Here is a 3,564-nt window from a genome sequence, read left to right as displayed (position 1 = left end):
CTGACGATCTCGTCGCTTTGTCCGCAGTGCACGGATATCCCTCTCCAGGATGATGCGGATCGCACTTGAGACGGATGCCCTCCCCGGGAGACACTTCTAATGTCGAATGAGTGGAGTAACCACTGACGGGGGGTCGTCATGACGACATTGAGAGTGGCCAGCGATCTGGCTGCGGTGATGGTGCCGATCGGTTACGTGGGTGCGGCGCTCGCCGCCATCTTCGCGATCGTCGCGGCGGTCGCCATCGTCCGGGGAGCCGGTGGGCTCGCCGGGGGCGCGGTGGGACTGTGGATCGTGGGAGCGCTGATGAGCTTCGCGGCGTCGTTCGCGCGCGACTGGACGCCGCTGATCCTGGCGGGCGGATCGCTCGTGGCGATGCTGATCGTCGGGAGCATCGTGCGTGCCATCGTCGACGCGGGCGGTGTCGGGCGCACCGACCGCACGGTCGAGGAGGCACTGCCGACCGCGATCCCGGCCTCGAAGGCTCCCCCCGCTCCGACGTCGAAGCCGGTGCTCACCAAGACCGGACCGGCGACGGCCTCGATCGCCATCGTCCGCTGAGCGCTCAGCGGTAGTCGCGGTCGCGGTGCTGTCCGCTCTCGTCGCCCGACTGCACCCGCTCCGCTTCGCGCGCCCTCAGCTCCACACGGCGGATCTTGCCCGAGATCGTCTTCGGCAGCTCGGGCACGAACTCGATGATCCGCACCCACAGATGCGATGACAGGCGCTCGTGCGCGTACGCGAAGATCGCACGCGCCGCCTCGGTCTCGGTGTTCGTGGAGTCCGGAGTAAGGCAGACGTAGGCCTTCGGCACGGCCAGGCGCGTGGGATCGGGGCTCGGGATCACGGCCGCCTCGACCACGAGCTCATGCTCGAGCAGCACCGACTCGAGCTCGAAGGGCGAGATCTTGTAGTCCGAGGCCTTGAACACGTCGTCGGAGCGACCCACGTAGGTGAGGTACCCCTCGTCGTCGCGCACGGCGATGTCGCCGGTGTGGTGGTAGCCGCCCGCCCGGGACTCCGCGGTCTTCTCAGGGTCGTCGTAGTACCCGGCCATGAGCCCGAGCGGCGGGTGCGCCAGGTCGAGCGCGATCTCGCCCTCTCCGTCGACGACCTCTCTTGTGACGGGGTCCAGCAGCACGACCGGGTACCCGGGCAGAGGTCGTCCCATGGACCCGACCTTGACGGTCTGCCCGGGAGAGTTCCCGATGCAGGCCGTCATCTCGGTCTGTCCGAAACCGTCGCGGATCGTTCCGCCCCAGGCTTCCCGCACCCTGTCGATGACTTCGGGGTTCAGGGGTTCTCCCGCGCCCACGAGCTCGCGTGGCGGGTGCGTCAGGCGGGCGAGGTCGGCCTGGATCAGCATGCGCCACACCGTCGGCGGCGCGCAGAAGGTCGACACGTGATGGGTGTCCATCACCTGCATGAGGGTGTTCGCGTCGAAGCGGGCGTAGTTGTAGACGAAGACGGTCGCCTCGGCGAGGAACGGCGAGTAGAAGCTCGACCAGGCATGCTTGGCCCACCCCGGCGACGAGATGTTCAGGTGCACGTCGTCGGGGCGCACGCCGAGCCACCACATGGTCGACAGGTGTCCGATCGGGTACGAGGCGTGCGTGTGCTGCACGAGCTTGGGCCGGTTGGTGGTGCCGGAGGTGAAGTAGAGCAGTGCCGTGTCGGATGACGGGGTGGGGCCGTCGGGTTCGAAGCTCGTGGGCGCCGCTGCGGCGTCGTCGAAGGGCGCCCATCCGGACGGCAGGTCAGCGCCCACGCCGATGCGCAGGATGCCGGGGTCGATGCCGGTGAGGCGGTCGGCGAGCGTTCCGAGCGTGACGACAGCTCGTGCGCGCCCGTGATCGACGCGGTAGGCGAGATCCGCCGCGGACAGGAGCGTGGATGTCGGGATCGAGACGGCTCCGACCTTCGTGATCGCCAGCATCACCTCCCACAGCTCGATCGTGTTGTTCAGCATGACGATCACGTGGTCGCCGCGGCGGATACCTATGCGGGTGAGCCAGGCGGCCACCTGGTCGGAGCGCGTCGAGAGCTCCCCGTAAGTCCAGGAGTGCAGGCTCAGATCGGCCTCCACGATCTGCACGGCCGGTCGGTCGGGTTTCTCGCCGGCGATGACGTCGAACCACTCGAGCGCGAAGTTGAACTCGTCGACCTCGGGCCAGACGAATCCCTCTCGCGCCGCGGCGTAGTCGGTCGCGTTCGTGAAGAGGAAGTCCCGCATCTCCCGGATGGTGTGCGTGGCGGCGGTGGCGCTGCGGCTCATGGTGCTCCCTTGCTCCTTGCTGGCGTGCACTCCATCCTGGCCCATGGGTCGGCGCCAGGAGAACGGTCAGCCAAGGAGAGCGGTCAGGGGGAGAGGACCCCCGGTCCGTCGCGGAGCTCGAAGACGAGCTGGGTCTCGGTGCCGCGGACGACGGGGTGGATCGTGATGTGCTCGAGCACGATGTCGCGCAGTGCCGTCGCGTCCTGCACGGCGACGTGCACCAGGAAGTCGTCGACACCGGCGACGTGGAACACCTGCAGGACACGAGGGATGCCGGCGAGCGCGTCGAAGAGCGCTGTGACCTTGGCTCCGGTGTGGTTGGCGAGGCGCACCTTGATGATCGCCTGCAGGGGGAAGCCGAGAGCCGCCCCGTCGACGCGGATACGGGTGTCGCGGATCACACCGCGCTCGCGCAGTGCCCGCACCCGATGCGCGCACGTGGATTCGGCGAGACCGAGCCGATGCGCGAGCGCCTTGTTGGTGGTCTCGGCGTCGCGGGTCAGCACCGCGAGCAGCTCGAGGTCGATCTCGTCGAGTTGTGCTTTCGCCAACGTGAGGCCTCCTCGCCTGCGGGACATTGCACACAATAGCGTTCCGGTTCCTCGATTCGGCGTGCTCTGTCGAATTCCTGCGCTTCTGCCGTGATTCCAGCAACGTGGAGTCATGACTGCACCGCTGCATCCCGATACCGTCGCCGTCCACAGCGGGCGCTCCGATCTGGAGGGTCTCGGGGTGCATGCGCTGCCGATCGACCTGTCGACGACCAATCCGCTGCCCGACATCGAGCGCGGTGGCGACTCGTACGAGGCCATGGCGACGGGCGGTCGTCCCCCGGCCGACGGCAGCATGGTCTACGCGCGGCTGTGGAACCCGACGGTGGCTCGGTTCGAAGAGGCGCTCGCCGAGCTCGAGCACGCCGACGCCTCCGTGGCCTTCGCCTCTGGCATGGCCGCGATGACGGCGGTGATCCTCGCTCACACCGGAGCCACCGGCGCGCGGCACGTCGTCGCGGTGCGTCCGCTCTACGGCGGCACCGACCATCTGCTCGGCTCCGGGCTGCTCGGTGTCGAGACCACCTATTGCCACCCCGACGAAGTGGCGGCGGCCATGCGTCCCGACACCGGCCTGGTCGTGGTGGAGACGCCGGCGAATCCCACCCTCGACATCGCCGACATCGCCGACGTGGTGCGGCAGGCGGGCGCGGTCCCGGTCGTGGTCGACAACACGTTCGCGACCCCTGTGCTGCAGAACCCCATCGATCTGGGGGCCGCGATGTCACTGCACAGCGC

General features: G+C 68.4%; 4 protein-coding genes. 2 read left to right on the top strand and 2 right to left on the bottom strand.

Annotated features, from left to right (window positions below):
- Positions 1–138 precede the first annotated feature (138 nt).
- Complete coding sequence (locus tag DSP71_RS03505; RefSeq protein WP_127012806.1) at positions 139–561, top strand: hypothetical protein; 423 nt, start codon at positions 139–141, stop codon at positions 559–561.
- Between the two features lie 4 nt (positions 562–565).
- Here DSP71_RS03505 and DSP71_RS03500 read toward each other — a convergent pair whose 3' ends face one another.
- Positions 566–2,275 carry an AMP-binding protein gene (locus DSP71_RS03500; RefSeq protein ID WP_061015885.1) on the bottom strand — a complete coding sequence of 570 codons (1,710 nt, stop codon included), beginning with the start codon at positions 2,273–2,275 and terminating at the stop codon, positions 566–568.
- A gap of 83 nt (positions 2,276–2,358) precedes the next feature.
- A complete protein-coding gene (locus DSP71_RS03495) occupies positions 2,359–2,826 on the bottom strand; it encodes an Lrp/AsnC family transcriptional regulator (RefSeq protein ID WP_052748772.1) in 468 nt (155 codons plus the stop codon).
- 112 nt (positions 2,827–2,938) lie between these two features.
- Between DSP71_RS03495 and DSP71_RS03490 the strand changes: the two genes are divergently transcribed.
- A partial coding sequence (locus DSP71_RS03490) for an aminotransferase class I/II-fold pyridoxal phosphate-dependent enzyme (RefSeq protein WP_181800660.1) occupies positions 2,939–3,564 on the top strand: 626 nt, incomplete at its 3' end.

The organism is Microbacterium sp. H6 (assembly GCF_003314775.1).
Classification (GTDB): domain Bacteria; phylum Actinomycetota; class Actinomycetes; order Actinomycetales; family Microbacteriaceae; genus Microbacterium; species Microbacterium oxydans.
This window is presented reverse-complemented; position numbering and strand designations above follow the sequence as displayed.

What these genes read in the sequence shown, in the direction of transcription:
- DSP71_RS03505 (WP_127012806.1), top strand. Translation starts at nt 139, where the DNA reads ATGACGACATTGAGAGTGGCCAGCGATCTGGCTGCGGTGATGGTGCCG.
- DSP71_RS03500 (WP_061015885.1), bottom strand. Translation starts at nt 2,275, where the DNA reads ATGAGCCGCAGCGCCACCGCCGCCACGCACACCATCCGGGAGATGCGG.